This window comes from Pseudomonas sp. GW822-FHT07A10 (assembly GCF_058798795.1).
In genome coordinates, this window is record NZ_JBXAKV010000016.1 from 58387 (window position 1) to 78213 (window position 19827).

Consider the following 19827-nt stretch of genomic DNA (forward strand, 5'->3'; position numbering starts at 1 on the left):
CATTATCTTGGGTCAGACGCTTAGAACGTCTGGCCGAGGGAGAATTGGAACACTTGAGTCTCGGCATTGCTGTCCGGTTTTTTGACTGGCATCGCCAAGGCGAAGCTCAACGGACCAAGGGCGGTAACCCATGTCACACCGACACCCACCGAACTGGCCATATTGCTCAGGCTGACGTCGTTACACTGAGTGTTGGACTTGGAACCATCGGCGTTGGTGCTCTGCTTGCAAGTCGAATCGAACACATTACCCACGTCCCAGAATACCGAAGTGCGCAAGGAACGCTGATCTTTCACGAACGGCAGAGGGAACAGAACTTCTACACCACCCTGAATCAGGACGTTACCACCAAACGGTAGTGGATCCTGGTCCGGATCGGTTGCGGTGCCCGGGTTCACGCCCCGGCTCGGCGTACTACGAGGCCCGAGGGTGCTGTCCTTGAAGCCACGAACCGAGTTGAAACCACCTGCATAATAGTTTTCATAGAACGGCAAGCCGTCGGTCGAACCATAGCCATCGCCATAGCCCAGCTCGGTGTGGAGGCGCATGGTGTAGTTTTCAGACAACGGCTGGAACAATTGACCGCGATAATCGAGCTTGAAGAACGACAAGTCGCTGCCCGGTGTCGTGGCTTCCGCGGTCAAGCTCTGGGAGTGACCACGGGTCGCCAGTACCCCTTTGTTCAAGGTGGATTCAGACCAACCGGCCGACGCCTTGAAGTTGAGGTACTGATCACCTTCCTTGTTAACGAAGTCGAAGATTTCGTCGACGGTGTAAAGACCCGTCTTGATCTTGTCTTGTTGTGCAGACAAACCAAACGTCAGACGCGAAGTCTCGCTGATCGGGTAACCAACGCTGACACCTGCACCCAGGCTGTCTACGGCGTAGCTGGCTACGTTGACATCGAGGTCTTTGTAGTCGGTCGTACGATAGAAAGCGTTGTAACCCAGGCTCACACCGTCAGCTGTCCAGTAGGGGTCGACATAACCGAAGTTATAACGGCTTTGGTACTGACTGCGAGTCAAGCCGATGCTGACCTTGTTACCGGTACCCAGGAAGTTGTTCTGAGTGATCGAACCACCAAGGATCAGACCGGCGCTCTGGGCGAAACCGACGCTGGCGGTAATCGAACCGGAAGCCTGTTCTTCAACGCTGTAGTTCACGTCAACCTGATCATCGACACCCGGCACGGCCGGCGTTTCGACGTTGACTTCCTTGAAGAAGCCCAGGCGTTCCAGGCGGGTCTTGGATTGGTCGATCAGGTAGGTCGAAGCCCAGCCGCCTTCCATCTGACGCATTTCACGGCGCAGCACTTCGTCTTCGGACTTGGTGTTGCCACGGAAGTTGATGCGGTTCACGTAAGCACGCTTGCCCGGATCGACAGCGAACGTGATATCGACCGTGTGGTCTTCGTCGTGAGGCTGAGGCACGCCGTTGACGTTAGCGAAGGTGTAACCCTCGTTACCCAGGCGGCGGGTGATCAGTTCGGAGGTGGTGGTCATCAACTTGCGCGAGAACACCTGGCCTTTCTGAACCAGCAGCAGGGACTTGACCTGGTCTTCAGGCACTTTCAGGTCGCCGCTGAGTTTCACGTCACGAACGGTGTATTTCTCGCCTTCGTTGACGTTGACGGTGATATAGACGTGTTTCTTGTCCGGGGTGATGGACACCTGGGTCGAAGCGATATCCATATTGATATAGCCACGGTCCAGGTAATAGGAGCGCAGACGCTCCAGGTCACCGGAGAGTTTTTCACGGGCGTACTTGTCATCGTTCTTGAAGAACGACAGCCAGTTGCTGGTCTTGAGTTCGAACAGGTCGATCAGGTCTTCTTCAGGGAAGACAGTGTTGCCCACCACGTTGATGTGCTGGATCGCCGCTACGGTGCCTTCGTTGATGTTGACCTTCAGGGCAACGCGGTTACGCGGCTGCGGCACCACTTCGGTGTCGACGGTAGCCGAGTAGCGGCCCTGAGCGACGTATTGACGCTGCAGTTCGTTACGCACACCTTCGAGGGTCGCGCGCTGGAAGATCTCGCCTTCGGCCAGACCGGACTGTTTGAGGCCTTTCATCAGGTCTTCAGTGGAGATCGCCTTGTTACCTTCGATCTCGATACTGGCGACCGACGGACGCTCGACTACAGTGATGACCAGGACGTTGCCTTCACGGCCCAGCTGGATATCTTGAAAGAACCCGGTTTTGAACAGCGCACGAGTGGATTCCACCAGGCGACGATCATCCGCCTGCTCGCCGACGTTCAACGGCAAGGCACCAAAGACACTACCCGCGGAGACCCGCTGGAGGCCATTGACGCGAATATCAGAGATAGTGAAGGACTCGGCGTGAACTTCGGCGATCATCAATACGGTGAGAACCGCAGTTAGCAGCAGACGTTTCATGAAGTCCTTTCTTATTCCAACTGGCAATAAAAACTGCCGCAAAATGCGGCAGATTCGCAATTCAGCGAAGCGTTACAGTCGACCCAGATCATTGACCAGAGCAAGCAACATCACCCCGACCACCAAACTGATACCGATCTGTATCCCCCAACCTTGCACCCGATCCGACAAGGGACGACCACGCGCCCACTCGATCAGATAAAACAACAAATGCCCCCCATCCAGTACAGGAATGGGCAGCAAATTCAGAACACCCAGGCTAATACTCAGATAAGCAAGGAAATTCAGGAAATCAGCGATGCCCGACTGGGCAGAAGCGCCCGCCACTTTAGCAATGGTTATCGGTCCACTCAAGTTTTTTACCGAGAGCTCGCCGAACAACATTTTCTTGAGCGAGTCGAGGGTCAGCACGCTCATGGTCCAGGTGCGTCGGGCACCCTCCCCAATCGCGGCCACCGGACCGTAACTGACTTCGCGAATCATCTCTGGTGGCCAATCGACCGCTTTCACCCCAGCGCCCAGATAACCACTGGGTGCCTTGCTCTCGCCGCGCGTGGCCAGCGTCACCGGGACGTCGATTTGAGCACCGTCGCGCTCAACGCGCAGCATGATTTTGGTATCCGGATGCAAACGGACGATGTCGACTACTTGCTGCCAGTCATCCAGTGCCTTGCCATCAAGGGCCAACAGACGGTCACCGGCCTTCAGACCCGCAGCCTTCGCTGGCCCTTTCGGATCAATTTCGGCCAGCACCGGCGGCAATGCCGGACGCCAGGGGCGAATACCCAGCGAGTGAATAGGATCCGGCTCGTTAGCACCCTTGAGCCACTTGTCCAGCATCAGCTCACGAGGCGAATCCACGGTGGAGCCCTGTTCGCGGACCAGCACTTGAAGGGAACCGCTCTCGCCCAGGCGGCGGACCAGTTGCAGGTTCACCGCAGCCCAGCCGGAAGTTGGCTCGCCATCGATGGCAATAATTTCCTGCCCCGGGCTCAAACCTGCCCTGGAGGCGATACTGCCGGATTCGACCGCGCCGATAACCGGGCGCACCTGCTCGCTGCCCAGCATTGCCAGAGCCCAGAAAAACACCATCGCCAATAGAAAGTTGGCAACCGGACCGGCTGCCACGATAGCAATGCGCTGACGGACGGACTTGCGATTGAAGGCGTGATCGAGCTGATCGGCCGGCACCTCACCTTCGCGCTCGTCGAGCATTTTCACGTAGCCACCCAGCGGGATGGCGGCAACCACGAATTCAGTGCCTTTGCTGTCGTGCCAGCGCAGCAGCGGCATGCCGAAGCCCACGGAGAAACGCAGCACTTTGACCCCACAGCGACGTGCGACCCAGAAATGGCCGAATTCGTGGAAGGTGACCAGCACGCCCAGCGCTACCAGGGTGCCGACAATCATATAGAGCGCGCTCATCTACTTTCTCCGCAATCCTATCGGTGCTGCATGGGCCAACGTATTGCAGCACTTATCGGCCGTGACGACTCAACCATTGCCCGGCCAGTACCCGTGCTTTCGCATCGGCCGTAAACACTGCCTCGAGATCATCAACCGCAACCACAGGCTCGAGGTTCAATACTTCCTCGATAATACTCGCGATTTCCAGATAGCGAACCCGTCCGTCGAGAAAGGCCGCAACAGCCACTTCATTCGCGGCGTTGAGCATGGCCGGCGCGCTATTACCAGCCTCGGCGGCTTGACGCGCAAGGCGCAGGCAAGGGAAACGCTCTTCATCGGGTGCCTGGAAATCCAGGCGAGCGATGGCGAACAGATCCAACGGCGCAACACCCGAGTCGATCCGCTCTGGCCAGGCCAGGGCATTGGCAATTGGCGTGCGCATATCAGGATTACCCAACTGCGCCAGCACCGAACCATCGATATAGTCGACCAGCGAATGAATCACGCTTTGCGGGTGAATCACCACTTCGACCTGAGAGGGCGTAGCGTCGAACAGCCAGCAGGCCTCGATCAGCTCGAGCCCTTTGTTCATCATGCTGGCCGAATCCACCGAAATCTTGCGCCCCATGGACCAATTCGGGTGAGCACACGCTTGCTCGGGGGTAACATGTGCCAGTTCGGCAAGGGGCGTCTGCCGAAACGGACCACCAGAGGCTGTCAGTAAAATCCGCCGTACACCGACCGCGCTCAAACCACGGGAGAAATCCTGCGGCATGCACTGGAAAATCGCGTTGTGCTCGCTGTCGATCGGCAGCAGTACCGAACCGCTTTTACGCACGGCCTGCATGAACAGCGCACCGGACATTACCAGCGCTTCTTTATTGGCCAAAAGAATCTTTTTGCCGGCCTCGACCGCCGCCAGGGTCGGACGCAAACCCGCCGCCCCGACGATCGCCGCCATTACCGCATCGACTTCTGGATCCGAGGCGATCTGACACAAGCCCTCCTCTCCCACCAGAACACGGGTCGACAGGCCAGCCGCATGCAATTCGTCCTGCAAGCCCCGGGCAGCGCCTGATTCCGGCACGACCGCGAAACGTGGCGCATGACGCACGCAAAGCGCCAGCAGCTCACTCAAACGAGTGAAACCGCTCAAGGCGAATACCTGATAGCGTTCGGGGTGACGGGCGATGACGTCCAAAGTGCTCAGACCAATCGAGCCGGTCGCCCCCAGCACGGTAATCTGTTGTGGGCGACTCACGATGCCGCCATCCACAGCAACACAGCGAACACCGGAATCGCCGCTGTCAGACTGTCGATGCGGTCCAGCACACCGCCGTGCCCCGGCAGCAGATTACTGCTGTCCTTGATCCCCGACTGGCGCTTGAACATACTTTCGGTGAGGTCGCCCACCACCGAAATGAACACGATGATCGCGGCACCGAACAGGCCCATCAGCATCTGAGCGAAACTCCAGCCCCGCGCAAAACCGACGATTGCCGTGATCACCAGGCTCAGCAGCAAGCCGCCGTACACGCCCTCCCAGCTCTTGCCAGGGCTGACCTGTGGTGCCAGCTTGCGCTTGCCGAAGGCTCGGCCGGAAAAGTACGCACCGATATCGGCGCCCCAGACCAGCACCATCACGGCCATGATCAGCCAGTTGCCCAAGGGCTCCTGCTTGATCAGGATCAGACCTTGCCAGGCCGGCAACAGAATCAACAAGCCGATCGCCAGTTTGCAGGCAGCACTGGCCCAGTGTTCGCTGGACCGTGGATAAGTCAGCACCAGATAGGTGGCCACGCCCCACCAGAGCACCGAGGCGCCCAGCACCCAAGGCGCGAGCCCCGGCAGGATGTGCATGACAAACAGCATCAGCGCGACCACAGCTGCAAAAGCAACACGGATCGCCTGGCCAGCAAAACCTGCCAGGCGTGCCCACTCCCATGCCCCCAGCGTCACCACCAGCCCGATAAACAGCGCAAAACCGGACCCTTCAAGCAGGAAAAACCCGCACAGGGCAATCGGCAGCAGAATCAGTGCCGTGATGATTCGTTGTTTAAGCATTAAACCCGGGCTCCAGACTCGACCTGCTCGCTCGTTTTACCGAAGCGACGCTGGCGAGAAGCGAAATCGGCCAGCGCATTGCGCATGGCGTCGTGTTTGAAGTCCGGCCAGAACAGGTCGGAGAAGTACAACTCGGCGTAAGCCAGCTGCCACAGCAGGAAGTTGCTGATGCGATGCTCGCCACCGGTACGGATGCACAAGTCCGGCAACGGCAGATCGCCGGTCGCCAGACAGGTTTGCAACAGCTCGGGAGTGATGTCTTCCGGGCGCAGATGCCCGGCCTGAACTTCGCGCGCCAGACGTTGCGCGGCTTGCGCGATGTCCCACTGACCACCGTAGTTGGCGGCGATCTGCAGGATAAAACGATTGGCGCCGGCAGTCATCGCCTCGGCTTCACGCATGGCAGCTTGAAGCTCCGGATGAAAACGCGAACGGTCGCCGATGATGCGCAAACTGATGTTGTTGTCGTTCAGGCGCTTGGCCTCGCGACGCAGCGCCCTGAAGAACAGATCCATCAAGGCACTGACCTCATCGGCCGGGCGCTGCCAGTTCTCACTGGAGAATGCAAACAGGGTCAATACCTCAACCCCGGACTCCGCACACACCTCGATGACCGCACGAACAGCATCCACACCCGCTTTATGCCCGGCGACACCCGGCATAAAGCGTTTTTTCGCCCAACGATTATTACCATCCATGATGATCGCGACATGGCGCGGCACCGCGGACGGCGCAGTCTGCTTGGTCTTGTCCATTTGAAACTCGACCCTTATACGGCCATCAGGTCTTTTTCTTTTTCCGCCAGCTTAGCGTCGATTTCAGCCACGAACTTCTTGGTCAGATCGTCGATCTCGCCAGTGGCGCGACGCTCTTCGTCTTCACTGATTTCCTTTTCCTTGACCAGGTCCTTCAGCGAGCTGTTTGCATCGCGACGGATGTTGCGCACGGCAACACGGGCATCCTCAGCGACATCACGAGCCTGCTTGGTGAAGCCCCGGCGGGTTTCTTCAGTCAGGGCTGGCATGGAGATCAGCAGCAACTCACCCAGGTTGGTCGGGTTGAGATTCAGGCCAGCGCTACCGATAGCCTTGTCGACCGCGCCCAGCATGTTGCGCTCGAAGGCAACGACTTGCAGGGTACGGGCGTCTTTAACGGTGATGTTCGCCACTTGCTTGATCGGAGTGTCAGCGCCGTAGTACGGAACCATCACGCCTTCCAGAATGCTTGGGTGCGCCTGGCCGGTACGGATACGCCCGAAGTTGTGCGCCAGCGATTCTACGGATTTCTGCATGCGCTCTTTAGCGTCTTTCTTGATTTCGTTGATCATTGTTGAACTTCCTCGATCAGGGTTCCTTCAGCGCCGCCATGTACGATATTCAACAGGGCACCGGGTTTGTTCATATTAAACACGCGCAGCGGCATCTTGTGGTCGCGGCACAAGCAAATGGCCGTCAGATCCATCACACCCAGCTTGCGATCCAGCACTTCATCGTAGGTCAGATGATCGAACTTCTCGGCATGCGGGTCTTTGAACGGGTCAGCGGTGTAGACGCCATCAACCTTCGTTGCCTTGAGCACCACATCGGCATCGATTTCGATTGCGCGCAGGCAGGCAGCCGAATCCGTAGTGAAGAACGGGTTGCCAGTACCGGCCGCGAAAATCACGACTTCCTTGGAGTTCAGGTGGCGCATGGCTTTGCGGCGATCATAGTGATCGGTCACGCCAACCATGGAAATGGCCGACATCACGATGGCCGAGATATTGGCACGTTCCAGCGCATCGCGCATCGCCAGGGCGTTCATCACAGTGGCCAGCATGCCCATGTGGTCGCCAGTGACCCGATCCATACCGGCTGCACTGAGCGCTGCGCCGCGGAACAGGTTACCCCCGCCGATCACCAGACCGACCTGAACACCGATGCCAACCAGCTGGCCAACTTCCAGTGCCATGCGATCCAGAACTTTCGGATCGATCCCGAACTCTTCCGAGCCCATCAGGGCCTCGCCGCTAAGCTTGAGTAGAATGCGTTTATAGCGAGCCTGATAACCACTGCCCTGCTGAGCCATTGCGAATCTCTCCTGCGGCGTATTTTAAAAATTCTTTGCGAGCTGTTTACAGCTGGCGTTCACTCTAGCTTGGCGCTGCTTCAGCGCCATCGGAACATGGCTTTGTAAGCCAGTTCCAAAAGGAAACCAAATAAAATTGGCAACCCCATCTGAAAAGAGGCTGCGCGCGTAAGCGGGCAGCCTCTTCAGGGCGACAGTTAAAAAACCGTCTTATTGCTTGCTGGCAGCCAGCTGGGCAGCAACTTCTTCTGCGAAGTTGTCTACTGGCTTCTCGATGCCTTCGCCCACTTTGAAGTAGGTGAAAGAAACGATTTCAGCACCGGCTTTCTTAGCCAGGTCGCCGACCTTGATTTCAGGGTTCTTGACGAACGCCTGCTCAACCAGGCTCGCTTCAGCCAGGAACTTGCTGATACGGCCTTTGACCATGTTTTCAACGATGTTTTCTGGCTTGCCGGCAATCTTGTCAGCGTTGAGGGTCAGGAACACGCCTTTCTCGCGCTCGATCGCTTCAGCGGAAACTTCCGACGGCAGCAGGAATTCAGGGTTGGTAGCCGCTACGTGCATAGCGATGTCTTTGGCCAGCTCAACGTCGCCGCCCTTGAGAACAACCGCAACACCAATCTTGTTGCCGTGCAGGTAGCCACCAACAACATCGCCTTCAACGCGAGCCAGGCGACGAATGTTGACGTTTTCGCCAACTTTGCCAACCAGAACCAGACGATCAGCTTCACGCGCTTCGATCAGCGGAGCAGCATCGGTCAGTTTGTCAGCGAACGCTTTTTCAATGCTGGCAGCAACAAATGCCTTGAAGTCGTCCTGCAGAGCCAGGAAGTCGGTCTGCGAGTTCACTTCCAGCAGGACGGCGGATTTACCGTCTTCCTTGAGAGCGATTGCGCCTTCAGCGGCAACGTTGCCGGCTTTCTTGGCAGCCTTGATGGCGCCCGAAGCGCGCATGTCATCAATGGCTTTTTCGATGTCGCCGCCAGCCTTGGTCAAGGCCTTTTTGCAGTCCATCATGCCTTCGCCGGTACGCTCGCGCAGTTCTTTGACCAACGCTGCAGTAATCTCTGCCATTTTCAAATTCCTCTTGGATAGGTTTTCAACCATTCCACCCGATCGAACGGGCGATCAATTCTTCCCGAACCACCCTTGTTAGCTGCCGCACGTTACAGATAAAGCAGTGGGCGCCGACAAATGGTTTTCGAGGTGGCAAAAAGGGGGCCAAGCCCCCTTTTTGCTTACTGAGTCAACGCCAGGGCGTCAATTACTCAGCTGCAGCCTGAGTTTCTTCAGCTACGAATTCTACAGTGCCGCCAGCAACATTGTTGCGACCACGGATAACAGCGTCAGCCATCGAACCCATGTACAGCTGGATAGCGCGGATTGCGTCATCGTTGCCTGGGATGATGTAGTCAACGCCTTCCGGGCTGCTGTTGGTATCGACTACGCCGATAACCGGGATGCCCAGCTTGTTGGCTTCGGTGATCGCGATGCGCTCGTGATCAACGTCGATAACGAACAGAGCGTCTGGCAGACCGCCCATGTCCTTGATACCACCCAGGGAACGATCCAGCTTCTCAAGATCGCGAGTGCGCATCAGCGCTTCTTTCTTGGTCAGCTTGGCGAAAGTACCGTCTTCAGCTTGCACTTCAAGGTCACGCAGACGCTTGATGGAAGCACGGATGGTTTTGAAGTTGGTCAGCATGCCGCCCAACCAGCGGTGATCGACGTACGGCGAACCGCAACGTGCTGCTTCTTCAGCAACGATCTTGCCAGCGGAACGCTTGGTGCCGACGAACAGAATCTTGTTTTTGCCCTGGGCCAGACGCTCTACGAAAGTCAGAGCTTCGTTGAACATTGGCAGGGTTTTTTCAAGGTTGATGATGTGAATCTTGTTACGCGCGCCGAAAATGTACTTACCCATTTTCGGATTCCAGTAACGGGTTTGGTGACCGAAGTGCACACCGGCCTTCAGCATATCGCGCATGTTGACTTGGGACATGATAGTTCCTTAATAAGTCGGGTTTGGCCTCCACGTATCCCAATGACCAACCAGCAGCATCAGCTGAAGGCACCCAGGTCATCGTGTCGACACGTGTGTGGATTTAAGCTTTTCAGGGTACCCCGGAAAGCGGCGCATTTTATATCACAAGGCCGGAAAAAACGGAACCCGCATTCTGAAAACCTGGCGAATGCTTTTGATCCCGCCCTTGGAATCCCCCAAGAATGCGCCATCCTATAGAGAGAAGCGATGCACAGAAGCTCAGATTTGCCCTGATCGTCTGATAGAATTGCGTTTTTCAGGGCCGCGACGATCGTTCGCGCAATGCCCATTTCGTTTTAGAAGGCGCCATTGAGCGCAGAGAGAGCCTGTATGACCGTCACCCTCAAAACCCCAGAGGACATCGCAAAAATGCGGATCGCCGGCAAATTGGCCGCCGATGTGCTGGAAATGATTGCCGATTATGTCAAGCCGGGCGTTACCACCGAAGAGCTGGACCGCATCTGCCACGACTACATCGTCAACGAGCAGAAAGCCATTCCTGCCCCGCTCAACTACAAGGGCTTTCCGAAGTCGATCTGCACCTCGATCAACCACGTGGTCTGCCATGGCATTCCGAACGAGAAGCCGTTGAAGGATGGCGACACGCTGAACATCGACGTCACAGTGATCAAGGACGGCTACCATGGCGATACCAGCCGCATGTTCCACGTCGGCACCGTGCCAGTCTGGGCCGAGCGTCTGTCCCAGGTGACGCAGGAATGCATGTACAAGGCCATCGAACTGGTCAAACCCGGCTGCCGTCTGGGCGATATCGGTGAAGTGATCCAGAAGCACGCGGAAAAGAACGGTTTCTCGGTGGTTCGCGAGTTCTGCGGCCACGGCATCGGCAAGGTGTTCCACGAAGAACCGCAGATCCTGCACTACGGCCGCGCCGGCACCGGCATGGAACTGAAAGCCGGCATGACCTTCACCATCGAGCCGATGATCAACCAGGGCAAAGCCGACACCAAGGTGCTGGGCGATGGCTGGACCGCGATCACCAAGGACCGCAAGTTGTCGGCGCAATGGGAACACACTCTGCTGGTGACCGACACCGGCTACGAGATCTTCACCCTGCGCAGCGACGATACCATCCCGCGCGTTTCGGCCTGATCCCGCCCGCGCCGTTCCCAGCCTTATAGAAAGGAAAGCCAATCGATGCCGCAGGTGGATCCCGAACTCTTCGACCGCGGCCAGTTCCAGGCTGAACTGGCCCTGAAGGCAAGCCCTATCGCTGCTTTCAAGAAGGCGATCCGTCAGGCGCGCGAAGTGCTCGACGAGCGGTTTCGCAGCGGCCGGGAGATTCGCCGGTTGATCGAGGATCGTGCCTGGTTCGTCGATAACATCCTGCAAAAGGCCTGGGAGCAATTCAACTGGAACTTCGAAGCCGACATCGCGCTGGTCGCGGTCGGCGGCTACGGTCGTGGCGAGTTGCACCCCTACTCCGACATCGACCTGCTGATCCTGCTGGACGGCGCCGACCACGAAATTTTCCGCGATTCAATCGAGCGTTTTCTGACGTTGCTGTGGGACATCGGCCTGGAAGTCGGCCAGAGCGTTCGCTCGGTTGACGAATGCGCCGAGGAAGCCCGCGCCGACCTGACGGTGATCACCAACCTGATGGAAAGCCGCACCATTGCCGGTCCCGAGCGCCTGCGCCAGCGCATGCTGGACGTGACCAGCACCGCGCACATGTGGCCCAGCAAGGAGTTCTTCCTGGCCAAGCGCGCCGAGCAGAAAGCCCGTCACCACAAATACAACGACACCGAGTACAACCTGGAACCCAACGTCAAGGGCTCGCCCGGTGGCCTGCGGGATATCCAGACGATTCTGTGGGTCGCCCGTCGTGAGTACGGCACCCTGAACCTGCGGGCCCTGGCCGGCGAAGGTTTCCTGGTGGAGAGCGAGAACGCCTTGCTGGCTTCGTCCCAGGAATTCCTGTGGAAAGTGCGTTACGCGCTGCACATGCTCGCCGGCCGCGCCGAAGACCGCCTGCTGTTCGACCACCAGCGCACGATTGCCGGGCTGCTGGGTTTCGTCGGCAATGACGCCAAGCACGCCATCGAAAACTTCATGCAGCAGTACTACCGGGTGGTCATGAGCATTGCCCAGCTCAGCGACTTGATCATCCAGCACTTCGAAGAAGTGATCCTGGCCCCCGAAGACGAAGCACCGCCGCAGCCAATCAACTCGCGATTCCAACTGCACGACGGCTACATCGAGGCGCGCAACAACAATGTGTTCCGCCGCACGCTGTTCGCCATGCTCGAAATCTTCGTGCTGATGGCCCAGCAGCCGGAGATCAAAGGCGTACGCGCCGACACCATCCGCCTGCTGCGCGAGAACCGTCATTTGATCGACGACGACTTCCGCAACGATATTCGCAATACCAGCCTGTTCATCGAATTGTTCAAGTGCAAGATCGGTATCCACCGCAACCTGCGGCGGATGAACCGTTACGGGATCCTTGGGCGTTATCTGCCAGAGTTCGGCTTTATTGTCGGGCAGATGCAGCACGACCTGTTCCACATCTATACGGTCGACGCGCACACCCTGAACCTGATCAAGCACCTGCGTAAGTTGCAGTACACCCAGGTGTCGGAAAAATTCCCGCTGGCCAGCAAGCTCATGGCCAAACTGCCCAAGCCGGAGTTGATTTACCTGGCCGGCCTGTACCACGACATCGGCAAGGGCCGGCATGGCGACCACTCGGAAATCGGCGCAGTGGACGCCGAAGCCTTTTGTCAGCGCCATCAGTTGCCGATCTGGGACAGCCGCCTGATCGTCTGGCTGGTGCAAAACCATCTCGTAATGTCGACCACTGCCCAGCGCAAGGACTTGTCCGACCCGCATGTGATCCACGATTTCGCGCAGATTGTCGGCGATGAAACCCGCCTCGATTATCTGTATGTGCTGACCGTTGCCGACATCAACGCGACCAACCCGACGCTATGGAACTCCTGGCGCGCGAGCCTGTTGCGCCAGCTCTACACCGAGACCAAGCGCGCCTTGCGTCGCGGCCTGGAAAACCCGGTGGATCGCGAAGAACAGATCCGCCAGACCCAAAGCGCAGCGCTGGACATTCTGGTACGCGGCGGCACCGACCCGGACGACGTCGAGCAGTTGTGGGCACAACTGGGCGATGACTACTTCCTGCGTCACACCGCCGGCGACGTGGCCTGGCACACTGATGCAATCTTGCAGCAGCCGGCCGACGGCGGCCCGCTGGTGCTGATCAAGGAAACCACCCAGCGCGAGTTCGAGGGCGGTACGCAGATCTTCATTTATGCGCCGGACCAGCACGACTTCTTCGCCGTGACCGTGGCGGCGATGGACCAGCTCAACCTGAACATTCACGACGCCCGGGTCATCACCTCCAGCAGCCAGTTCACCCTCGACACCTATATCGTGCTCGACACCGATGGCGACTCGATCGGCGACAACCCGGCGCGGGTCAAGCAGATTCGCGAAGGCTTGACCGAAGCCCTGCGCAATCCGGACAACTACCCAACGATTATCCAGCGTCGGGTGCCGCGTCAGCTCAAACATTTTGCCTTTGCGCCACAAGTGACGATCCACAACGATGCCCAGCGTCCGGTGACCGTGCTGGAACTCAGTGCACCCGACCGTCCTGGGTTGCTGGCACGAATCGGCACGATCTTCCTTGAGTTCGACTTGTCGTTGCAGAACGCCAAGATCGCCACCTTGGGCGAGCGCGTGGAAGACGTGTTCTTCATCACCGACGCCAACAATCAGCCGCTATCCGACCCGTTGCTGTGCAGTCGTTTGCAGGATGCAATCGTCAAACAGCTGAGCGTCAACCAGGAACCCGATATCAAACATTCGCGCATCAGCATCTGAATTAACCCAATCCCCCTGTGGGAGCGCCTGTGGCGAGGGGGCTTGTTGTGGCGAGGGAGCTTGCCCCCGCTGGGCTGCGAAGCGGCCCCAAAACCTACACCGCGATGTATCAGATACACCGCATGCAAAGGTTTTACGACTGCTCCGCAGCCGAACGGGGGCAAGCCCCCTCGCCACAACAAGCCCCCTACACCACATTAGTCCTCCCACATTGAACGAGGCCTCCATGAACAACGCTCTGAACCAGTTGCAGCCCTACCCGTTCGAAAAGCTCCGCGCCCTGCTCGGCAGCGTCACGCCAAACCCGGACAAACGCGCCATCGCGCTGTCCATCGGCGAACCGAAGCATCGCTCGCCAAGCTTTGTCGCCGAAGCCCTGGCAAGCAATCTGGATCAGATGGCCGTGTACCCGACCACCCTCGGCATCCCGGCCCTGCGTGAAGCGATCGCCGCATGGTGCGAACGCCGTTTCAGTGTTCCAAATGGCTGGCTCGACCCCGCGCGCAACGTGCTGCCGGTCAACGGCACCCGCGAAGCGTTGTTCGCCTTCACCCAGACCGTGGTCAACCGTGGTGAAGACGCGCTGGTGGTCAGCCCGAACCCGTTCTATCAGATCTACGAAGGCGCGGCGTTCCTGGCCGGAGCCAAGCCGCATTACCTGCCATGCCTTGACGAAAACGGCTTCAACCCGGATTTCGACGCTGTTTCGCCAGACATCTGGAAGCGTTGCCAGATCCTGTTCCTGTGCTCGCCGGGCAACCCGACCGGCGCGTTGATCCCGGTTGAAACCCTGAAAAAACTGATCGCCCTGGCCGACGAATACGATTTCGTGATCGCCGCTGACGAGTGCTACAGCGAACTGTACTTCGATGAACAGACCCCGCCACCCGGCCTGCTCAGCGCCTGTGTGGAACTAGGCCGCAAAGACTTCAAGCGTTGCGTGGTGTTTCATAGCCTGTCCAAGCGCTCCAACCTGCCAGGCCTGCGTTCGGGCTTTGTGGCCGGCGATGCAGACATCCTCAAGGGTTTCCTGCTGTATCGCACTTACCACGGCTGTGCGATGCCGGTTCAAACGCAACTGGCCAGCGTTGCAGCGTGGAACGACGAAGTGCATGTGCGGGCCAACCGTGCGCTGTACCGTGAGAAGTACGATGCGGTATTGGAAATCCTCAGCCCGGTGATGGATGTGCAGCGCCCGGATGGCGGTTTCTATCTGTGGCCAAACGTTGAAGGCGACGACGCGGCGTTCTGCCGGGATCTGTTTGCCGAGGAACACGTGACCGTAGTACCAGGCTCCTACCTGTCCCGTGAAGTAGATGGCGTCAACCCGGGAGCCGGGCGTGTGCGGATGGCGCTGGTCGCGCCACTGGCGGAGTGCGTTGAGGCGGCTGAACGGATTCGCGCCTTCATTACCCGCCACAAGTAACCCCTGAATGCCCGTGCCAGGCAATCTGGCGCGGGCACTTCGCATATCAAGTTGCCTGCAATCTTTTCAGCCCCCCCTCACCAAAAAACATCGCCAAAAACCATCACCGAGCAGATGCCAACTCAGGCTGTAGAGCTCCAACAACCCCATCCGAAACGCCACCGCCTGCGCTTCTCGCCGAATCGTTGAACACTTCAAACAGACAAACCCGACCACAGCCGACGCGAAACCGTCCGGTCATGGCATAATCCGTCACCTTTTATTTTCAGCACCTGTAAAGGGGGCAATTCCTTGACCGTTTCAAGCAAAACGTTGCACCTTTTCGGCATCAAAGCCTGCGACACCATGAAAAAGGCGCGCACCTGGCTCGATGAACACGCTGTGAGCTATGACTTTCATGATTACAAAGCGGTCGGAATCGACCGTGAACACCTGACCCAATGGTGCGAGGAGCACGGCTGGCAAGTGGTGTTGAACCGTGCAGGCACGACCTTTCGCAAGCTCGACGACGAACGCAAAGCCGATCTCGACCAGCCGAAAGCCATCGAATTGATGCTCGCACAACCCTCGATGATCAAGCGCCCGGTGCTCGATCTCGGAGACAGAACCCTGATTGGCTTCAAGCCAGATATCTACGCGGCCGCACTCAAGTAAGGCAGCCCGTTCCATTTTGTTAGAGGTATCAACATGTCCACTACCCTGTTCAGCCTGGCCTTTGGTGTCGGCACTCAAAACCGTCAAGGCGCATGGCTGGAAGTGTTTTACGCGCAGCCACTGCTCAACCCTTCGGCCGAACTGGTCGCTGCCATTGCACCGGTTCTGGGCTACACCGAAGGCAATCAGGCCATCGCCTTCAGCACTGCTCAAGCCTCGCAATTGGCCGAAGCGCTCAAAGGCGTCGACGCAGCCCAGGCTGCCTTGCTGACCCGTCTGGCCGAGAGCCACAAGCCGCTGGTTGCCACACTGCTGGCCGAAGACGCGCAACTGAGCTCCACGCCTGAGGCTTACCTCAAGTTGCACCTGCTGTCCCACCGTCTGGTCAAGCCGCACGGCCTGAACCTGGCCGGGATCTTCCCGCTGCTGCCGAACGTGGCCTGGACCAGCCAGGGTGCGATCGACCTGTCCGAACTGGCCGAGCATCAACTGGAAGCCCGCTTGCGCGGCGAGCTGCTGGAAGTGTTCTCGGTGGACAAGTTCCCGAAAATGACCGACTACGTGGTACCGGCCGGCGTGCGTATCGCTGACGCGGCACGTATTCGTCTGGGCGCCTACGTGGGCGAAGGCACCACCGTGATGCACGAAGGTTTCGTTAACTTTAACGCTGGCACCGAAGGCCCGGGCATGATCGAAGGCCGCGTGTCGGCTGGCGTGTTCGTCGGCAAGGGTTCGGACCTGGGCGGCGGCTGCTCGACCATGGGCACCCTGTCGGGTGGCGGCAACATCGTGATCAAGGTGGGCGAAGGCTGCCTGATCGGCGCCAACGCCGGTATCGGTATCCCGTTGGGCGATCGCAACACCGTTGAGTCGGGCCTGTACGTGACGGCCGGCACCAAGGTGGCGCTGCTCGACGAAAAGAATCAGCTGGTCAAAGTGGTTAAAGCCCGTGAACTGGCCGGTCAACCTGACCTGTTGTTCCGCCGCAATTCGGAAACCGGTGCCGTGGAGTGCAAAACCCACAAGTCGGCCATCGAACTGAACGAAGCGCTGCACGCTCACAACTAAGCAGAGCGTCAAACGATCACCTTGTAGGAGCGCCGCATCGCTCGCTCCTACAAGGTCAGGCGTACACCCGCCCATGTCACCAGGGCCGAACAACATGATGATTCCTTCTCCCTGGCGCGCCGATTTCCCGGCCATCGCCGCACTGCAACGGCAAGACCAGACCTATCTGGACAACGCCGCCACCACGCAAAAACCTCAAGCCCTGCTGGATGCCCTGGCGCATTACTACGCCAACGGCGCGGCCAACGTGCATCGGGCGCAACACTTGCCTGGCGCCCATGCCACCCAGGCGTTCGAGGACAGCCGCCGCAAAGTTGCGCAATGGCTCAATGCCGGCGATTGCGGGCAGATTATCTTTACCCACGGTGCGACTTCCGCGCTGAACCTCCTGGCCTATGGCCTGGAACACCTTTTCAATCCGGGCGATGAAATTGTCATCAGCGCTCTGGAGCACCACGCCAACCTGTTGCCGTGGCAGCAACTGGCCCACCGTCGCGACCTGAAGCTGGTGATCCTGCCGCTGAATGTCGATGGTTTGATCGACCTGGATGTCGCCGCGCAGTTGATCGGTCCGCGCACCCGTTTGCTGGCGGTCAGCCAGCTGTCCAACGTGCTGGGCGCCTGGCAACCGTTGCCCGCGCTGTTGGCGATGGCCAAGGCACACAACGCGCTGACCGTGATCGACGGCGCCCAAGGCGTGGTTCATGGCCGACACGATGTGCAGACACTGGGCTGCGACTTCTACGTGTTTTCCAGCCACAAACTCTACGGCCCCGATGGCCTGGGCGTGCTGTTCGGACGTAACGAAGCGCTGCAACAACTGCGCCCCTGGCAGTTCGGCGGCGAAATGGTGCTGGATGCCAACTACCACGATGCTCGCTTTCGGTCCGCACCGCTGGGGTTCGAGGCCGGTACACCGCCGATCGCCAGTGTGATCGGTCTGGGCGCAACGCTGGACTACCTCGCGGGGCTGGATCAGGACGCCGTGTCCGCCCACGAAGCGGCGCTGCATGACTATCTGCTCAAGGGCCTGGAAGCGCGCAACGGCATTCGCCTGCTGGGCAAACCGCAACTGGCGCTGGCCAGTTTTGTCGTCGAAGGTGTGCATAACTCTGATCTGGCGCATTTGCTGACTGAACAGGGCATCGCCGTGCGCGCCGGTCATCATTGCGCCATGCCGTTGCTCAAAAGCTTTGAACTGGTGGGGGCGATTCGGGTGTCGTTGGCGCTGTATAACAATTCCGAAGACCTTGAGCGTTTTTTCGAAGCACTGGATCAGGCCCTGGAGTTGTTGCGATGACACTGCCCGCGGATGCCGTCACGGCACTGGACACGTTTCAGCAGGCGGCGAGCTGGGAACAGCGGGCGCGGTTGCTGATGCAATGGGGCGACCGTCTGCCCGCGTTGAGCGATGTGGATAAAGTCGACGCCAACCGCGTGCACGGTTGTGAAAGCCAGGTCTGGCTGGTCGGCACGTTGCAGGATGGGCACTGGCAATTCAGCGCCAGCAGCGATGCGCGATTGATTCGCGGGTTGGTGGCGTTGCTGCTGGCGCGGGTCAATGGGTTGTCAGCGGTTGAGTTGCGGCAGGTGGATTTGGCGGATTGGTTCAGTCAGCTGGGGCTGGGTCGCCAGTTGTCCCAGTCCCGTAGCAATGGCTTGAATGCGGTGTTGCAGCGGATGCGTGAGCTAGCGCACTGATCGTTCCCACGCTCTGTGTGGGAATGCCTCCACGGACGCTCCGTGTTCGGCTCTGGAAGGGACGCGGAGCGTCCCGGGCTGGATTCCCACGCAGAGCGTGGGAACGATCGAACCACAACCATCAAACCTGAGGTTTGACCCGATCCGCCGGACGCCGCACGCCCGCCACAATCTTATCCACAGCCTTGGTCGCCGCGACCATGCCAAACGTCGCCGTCACCATCATCACCGCGCCAAAGCCCCCGGCGCAGTCGAGCTTCACGCCGTCCCCGACAAAACTCTTCTGCAGGCAAATGCTGCCATCGGGTTTCGGGTAGCGCAGTTGCTCGGTGGAAAACACGCACGGCACGCTGTAGTGACGGGTCACGGTACGGGAGAAGCCGTAGTCGCGGCGCAATGTAGAGCGCACTTTCGACGCCAGCGGATCGTTGAACGTGCGATTCAGGTCGCAGACCTGGATCAGCGTCGGGTCGATCTGCCCGCCCGCGCCGCCGGTGGTGATGATCTGGATCTTGCGCCGCTTGCACCAGGCGATCAGCGCCGCCTTGGCGTTGACACTGTCGATGCAGTCGATCACGCAATCGATGTTCGGCGTGATGTACTCGGCCATGGTTTCGCGGGTGACGAAGTCCGCCACCGCATGCACCGTGCAGTCCGGGTTGATCCCGCGCAGGCGCTCGGCCATCACCTCGACCTTGGGCTTGCCAACGGTGCTGTCCAGCGCATGCAGCTGACGGTTGACGTTGCTGACGCAGACGTCGTCCAGGTCGAACAGCGATATCTCGCCCACGCCACACCGGGCAACCGCTTCCGCTGCCCAGGAGCCGACACCACCGACGCCGACGATCGCCACATGGGCCGCGCGCAAGCGCTCCATGCCTTCAATGCCATACAAGCGGGCAATACCAGCAAACCGCGGATCTTCTGTACTCATGACCATTACCCCAAAAACCGGCGCGCATTATAGGGCTGTCGGCGGTCAAGAGCACCTTTGGTGCTATGGACGACAGACTTGACGGCTTCAATTGACTACAAATTTATTGGAATTGGGCTACATCATCCCGGTCGAAGAACTTAAGTCGACCTGGATTGCCCAATGTCGGGCGTTTCCCTGTTCGCTGTACGGTCAGAGAACC

Annotated in this window: 17 protein-coding genes; 7 read left to right on the plus strand and 10 right to left on the minus strand. The window is 58.8% G+C overall.

Annotated elements, in window-relative coordinates:
* Positions 1–20 precede the first annotated feature (20 nt).
* The 9 genes from bamA to rpsB all read right to left on the minus strand — a co-directional run bounded on the left by bamA (position 21) and on the right by rpsB (position 9939).
* Positions 21–2399 (minus strand): outer membrane protein assembly factor BamA, encoded by a 2379-nt coding sequence (gene bamA / locus AC1RL4_RS23585; RefSeq protein WP_019581021.1) that lies wholly within the window; start codon positions 2397–2399, stop codon positions 21–23.
* Between the two features lie 72 nt (positions 2400–2471).
* A complete protein-coding gene (gene rseP, locus AC1RL4_RS23590) occupies positions 2472–3824 on the minus strand; it encodes a sigma E protease regulator RseP (protein WP_019581022.1) in 1353 nt (450 codons plus the stop codon).
* Between the two features lie 52 nt (positions 3825–3876).
* Positions 3877–5067, minus strand: a complete 1191-nt coding sequence (gene ispC / locus AC1RL4_RS23595; RefSeq protein WP_493120285.1) for a 1-deoxy-D-xylulose-5-phosphate reductoisomerase — start codon at positions 5065–5067, stop codon at positions 3877–3879.
* A complete protein-coding gene (locus tag AC1RL4_RS23600; RefSeq protein WP_028939206.1) occupies positions 5064–5870 on the minus strand; it encodes a phosphatidate cytidylyltransferase in 807 nt (268 codons plus the stop codon). The genes ispC and AC1RL4_RS23600 overlap by 4 nt, the downstream gene beginning before the upstream one ends.
* Positions 5870–6625 (minus strand): polyprenyl diphosphate synthase, encoded by a 756-nt coding sequence (uppS, locus tag AC1RL4_RS23605; protein ID WP_007940503.1) that lies wholly within the window; start codon positions 6623–6625, stop codon positions 5870–5872. Before uppS ends, AC1RL4_RS23600 begins: the two co-directional genes overlap by 1 nt.
* A 14-nt stretch (positions 6626–6639) precedes the next feature.
* The gene (gene frr / locus AC1RL4_RS23610) at positions 6640–7197 is read right to left on the minus strand and encodes a ribosome recycling factor (RefSeq protein WP_007940501.1); all 558 of its coding nucleotides are present in this window, start codon (positions 7195–7197) and stop codon (positions 6640–6642) included.
* The gene (gene pyrH, locus AC1RL4_RS23615; RefSeq protein ID WP_003198235.1) at positions 7194–7937 is read right to left on the minus strand and encodes a UMP kinase; all 744 of its coding nucleotides are present in this window, start codon (positions 7935–7937) and stop codon (positions 7194–7196) included. Before pyrH ends, frr begins: the two co-directional genes overlap by 4 nt.
* Positions 7938–8147: 210 nt before the next feature.
* On the minus strand, positions 8148–9011 hold the full coding sequence (gene tsf / locus AC1RL4_RS23620) for a translation elongation factor Ts (RefSeq protein WP_018927018.1): 864 nt from the start codon (positions 9009–9011) through the stop codon (positions 8148–8150).
* 190 nt (positions 9012–9201) lie between these two features.
* The gene (gene rpsB, locus AC1RL4_RS23625) at positions 9202–9939 is read right to left on the minus strand and encodes a 30S ribosomal protein S2 (protein WP_018927019.1); all 738 of its coding nucleotides are present in this window, start codon (positions 9937–9939) and stop codon (positions 9202–9204) included.
* Between the two features lie 372 nt (positions 9940–10311).
* Between rpsB and map the strand changes: the two genes are divergently transcribed.
* The 7 genes from map to AC1RL4_RS23660 all read left to right on the plus strand — a co-directional run bounded on the left by map (position 10312) and on the right by AC1RL4_RS23660 (position 18691).
* The gene (gene map / locus AC1RL4_RS23630) at positions 10312–11094 is read left to right on the plus strand and encodes a type I methionyl aminopeptidase (RefSeq protein WP_018927020.1); all 783 of its coding nucleotides are present in this window, start codon (positions 10312–10314) and stop codon (positions 11092–11094) included.
* Positions 11095–11139: 45 nt separating this feature from the next.
* Entirely contained in the window at positions 11140–13842 is a 2703-nt protein-coding gene (locus AC1RL4_RS23635) for a [protein-PII] uridylyltransferase (protein ID WP_493120289.1), read from the plus strand.
* A gap of 226 nt (positions 13843–14068) precedes the next feature.
* Positions 14069–15268: a succinyldiaminopimelate transaminase gene (gene dapC / locus AC1RL4_RS23640; RefSeq protein ID WP_018927022.1), complete on the plus strand. Its 1200-nt coding sequence runs from the start codon at positions 14069–14071 to the stop codon at positions 15266–15268.
* 291 nt (positions 15269–15559) lie between these two features.
* Positions 15560–15922, plus strand: a complete 363-nt coding sequence (locus AC1RL4_RS23645) for an ArsC family reductase (RefSeq protein WP_018927023.1) — start codon at positions 15560–15562, stop codon at positions 15920–15922.
* Positions 15923–15955: 33 nt separating this feature from the next.
* Complete coding sequence (gene dapD, locus AC1RL4_RS23650) at positions 15956–16990, plus strand: 2,3,4,5-tetrahydropyridine-2,6-dicarboxylate N-succinyltransferase (RefSeq protein WP_204125311.1); 1035 nt, start codon at positions 15956–15958, stop codon at positions 16988–16990.
* 94 nt (positions 16991–17084) lie between these two features.
* Complete coding sequence (locus AC1RL4_RS23655) at positions 17085–18290, plus strand: aminotransferase class V-fold PLP-dependent enzyme (protein ID WP_230174323.1); 1206 nt, start codon at positions 17085–17087, stop codon at positions 18288–18290.
* On the plus strand, positions 18287–18691 hold the full coding sequence (locus tag AC1RL4_RS23660; RefSeq protein ID WP_019581029.1) for a SufE family protein: 405 nt from the start codon (positions 18287–18289) through the stop codon (positions 18689–18691). The genes AC1RL4_RS23655 and AC1RL4_RS23660 overlap by 4 nt, the downstream gene beginning before the upstream one ends.
* A 121-nt stretch (positions 18692–18812) precedes the next feature.
* Here the strand turns inward: AC1RL4_RS23660 and tcdA are convergent, their stop codons facing one another.
* The gene (gene tcdA, locus AC1RL4_RS23665) at positions 18813–19625 is read right to left on the minus strand and encodes a tRNA cyclic N6-threonylcarbamoyladenosine(37) synthase TcdA (protein ID WP_371929203.1); all 813 of its coding nucleotides are present in this window, start codon (positions 19623–19625) and stop codon (positions 18813–18815) included.
* Between the last annotated feature and the right edge of the window lie 202 nt (positions 19626–19827).

Excerpts from the sequence above, each read along its gene's own strand:
- AC1RL4_RS23655 (WP_230174323.1), top strand. The coding sequence starts at position 17,085 with ATGATGATTCCTTCTCCCTGGCGCGCCGATTTCCCGGCCATCGCCGCA.
- tsf (WP_018927018.1), bottom strand. The coding sequence starts at position 9,011 with ATGGCAGAGATTACTGCAGCGTTGGTCAAAGAACTGCGCGAGCGTACC.
- frr (WP_007940501.1), bottom strand. The coding sequence starts at position 7,197 with ATGATCAACGAAATCAAGAAAGACGCTAAAGAGCGCATGCAGAAATCC.
- AC1RL4_RS23600 (WP_028939206.1), bottom strand. The coding sequence starts at position 5,870 with ATGCTTAAACAACGAATCATCACGGCACTGATTCTGCTGCCGATTGCC.
- dapD (WP_204125311.1), top strand. The coding sequence starts at position 15,956 with ATGTCCACTACCCTGTTCAGCCTGGCCTTTGGTGTCGGCACTCAAAAC.
- uppS (WP_007940503.1), bottom strand. The coding sequence starts at position 6,625 with ATGGACAAGACCAAGCAGACTGCGCCGTCCGCGGTGCCGCGCCATGTC.
- map (WP_018927020.1), top strand. The coding sequence starts at position 10,312 with ATGACCGTCACCCTCAAAACCCCAGAGGACATCGCAAAAATGCGGATC.
- AC1RL4_RS23635 (WP_493120289.1), top strand. The coding sequence starts at position 11,140 with ATGCCGCAGGTGGATCCCGAACTCTTCGACCGCGGCCAGTTCCAGGCT.
- rseP (WP_019581022.1), bottom strand. The coding sequence starts at position 3,824 with ATGAGCGCGCTCTATATGATTGTCGGCACCCTGGTAGCGCTGGGCGTG.
- dapC (WP_018927022.1), top strand. The coding sequence starts at position 14,069 with ATGAACAACGCTCTGAACCAGTTGCAGCCCTACCCGTTCGAAAAGCTC.
- pyrH (WP_003198235.1), bottom strand. The coding sequence starts at position 7,937 with ATGGCTCAGCAGGGCAGTGGTTATCAGGCTCGCTATAAACGCATTCTA.
- rpsB (WP_018927019.1), bottom strand. The coding sequence starts at position 9,939 with ATGTCCCAAGTCAACATGCGCGATATGCTGAAGGCCGGTGTGCACTTC.
- tcdA (WP_371929203.1), bottom strand. The coding sequence starts at position 19,625 with ATGAGTACAGAAGATCCGCGGTTTGCTGGTATTGCCCGCTTGTATGGC.
- bamA (WP_019581021.1), bottom strand. The coding sequence starts at position 2,399 with ATGAAACGTCTGCTGCTAACTGCGGTTCTCACCGTATTGATGATCGCC.
- AC1RL4_RS23660 (WP_019581029.1), top strand. The coding sequence starts at position 18,287 with ATGACACTGCCCGCGGATGCCGTCACGGCACTGGACACGTTTCAGCAG.